The organism is Pseudomonas sp. MD195_PC81_125 (genome assembly GCF_014060985.1).
Lineage (GTDB): Bacteria > Pseudomonadota > Gammaproteobacteria > Pseudomonadales > Pseudomonadaceae > Aquipseudomonas > Aquipseudomonas parakoreensis.
Genome location: NZ_JABULD010000153.1, coordinates 1 through 1,764, shown reverse-complemented (window position 1 = coordinate 1,764; position 1,764 = coordinate 1). Strand labels below are relative to the sequence as shown.

The 1,764-nt window shown below is 54.0% G+C and carries 3 protein-coding genes; all 3 read left to right on the top strand.

Translation table 11 applies throughout. The annotated features are described in order from the left end of the window. Positions 1-537 (top strand): GDP-mannose 4,6-dehydratase (locus tag HT737_RS06760; protein ID WP_182401945.1); only part of this gene is annotated, 537 nt, incomplete at its 5' end. After that, positions 534-1,427, top strand: a complete 894-nt coding sequence (gene rfbD / locus HT737_RS06755) for a dTDP-4-dehydrorhamnose reductase (RefSeq protein WP_182401943.1) — start codon at positions 534-536, stop codon at positions 1,425-1,427. The genes HT737_RS06760 and rfbD, both read left to right, overlap by 4 nt. Then, positions 1,424-1,764, top strand: a 341-nt coding sequence (locus tag HT737_RS06750; RefSeq protein ID WP_182401941.1) for a sugar nucleotidyltransferase, incomplete at its 3' end; no start/stop codon positions are given. The genes rfbD and HT737_RS06750, both read left to right, overlap by 4 nt.

Sequence of the window (1,764 nt, the reverse complement as noted above, 5' to 3'; positions counted from 1 at the left end):
ACATTGGTCACGAACTGCTCGAACAACTACGGTCCTTGCCACTTCCCTGAGAAGTTGATCCCGCTGATCATTCTCAATGCACTTGAAGGAAAACCATTGCCGGTTTATGGCAAAGGTAATCAAGTGCGTGACTGGTTATACGTAGAAGATCATGCGCGTGCGTTGTACAAAGTTGTCACCGAGGGTGTCATCGGTGAGACGTACAACATCGGTGGTCACAACGAGAAACAGAACATTGAAGTTGTGAATACGCTTTGCGCTCTTCTCGATGAACTTTGTCCAGATTCTGCCCATCGTCCTCATGCGAGTCTGATTACCTATGTGCAGGACCGTCCTGGACATGATCAGCGTTACGCTATCGACGCCAGCAAGATCCAGCGCGAGCTCGGTTGGGCGCCGGAAGAAACGTTCGAAACTGGTATTCGCAAGACTGTCGAGTGGTATCTTGGCAACACTGAATGGGTCGCTCACGTCAAGAGCGGTAGCTACCAGCAGTGGATTGACCAGAACTACGCTGACCGTACGAACAAGGTATGAAAATTCTCCTGCTGGGCAAAAACGGCCAGGTCGGTTGGGAGCTGCAACGCTCTCTGGCACCGCTTGGGGAGTCGCTTGCCCTTGATCGGCACCCGCTCGATGGTTTGAGTGGTGATCTGTCTGACCTGGATGCGCTGCGTGCGACGATCCGCAAGGTAATGCCTGACATTATCGTCAACGCGGCGGCCTACACAGCTGTCGATAAAGCCGAGTCCGAGACTGAGCTGGCTGATCGTGTAAACGGTGAGGCCAGTCGAGTCATGGCGCAGGAGGCCGCATCGCTGGATGCCTGGCTGATCCACTATTCGACTGATTACGTATTCAGCGGGGAAGGCTCGACGCCTTGGCAAGAATCCGATGCTGTCGCTCCGGTGAACCATTACGGCGCCAGCAAGCTGGCAGGTGAGCAGGCAATTGCAGCCTCGGGCTGTAAGCATCTGATCTTTCGTACCAGTTGGGTCTATGGCGCTCGTGGCAACAACTTTGCCAAAACCATGTTACGCCTGGCCAAGGATCGCGAATCACTGGGCGTCATTGCCGATCAGGTAGGTGCCCCGACGGGTGCGGATCTCATTGCTGATGTTACTGCTCTGGCAATCCAGCAGGTCGTGCATCGCCCGGCACTTTCGGGCATCTACCATCTGGCGGCTGCCGGCGAAGTGTCTTGGCACGGATACGCGAGCCTGGTGATCGGTTTTGCCAAAGCCCATGGTGAAGAGCTCGCTGTCACGGCAATCAATCCGATTGATACCACTGCCTATCCAACTCCGGCGCGCCGCCCGTTGAATTCACGTTTGAATACACAGAAGCTGCGCGACAATTTTTCTCTACACTTGCCGGATTGGCAAAGTGGTGTAACCCGAATGCTTAGGGAAGTTCTGAATAAATGACCACGACAAATCGTAAAGGCATCATTCTCGCCGGTGGTTCGGGCACGCGTCTGCATCCTCTGACGCTTGGTGTGTCCAAACAGATGCTGCCAATCTACGACAAGCCGATGATCTTTTATCCGTTGTCAGTGTTGATGCTTGCAGGAATGCGCGAAATTCTGATCATCTCGACGCCGGACGATCTGCCATGCTTCCGTAAGTTGCTCGGAGACGGCAGTCTCTATGGCATCAAACTGACTTACGCCGAACAACCGAGCCCGGATGGGCTGGCGCAAGCTTTCATCATTGGTGAAGAGTTCATCGGTAATGATCCTTGCTGTTTGATCCTGGGAGACAA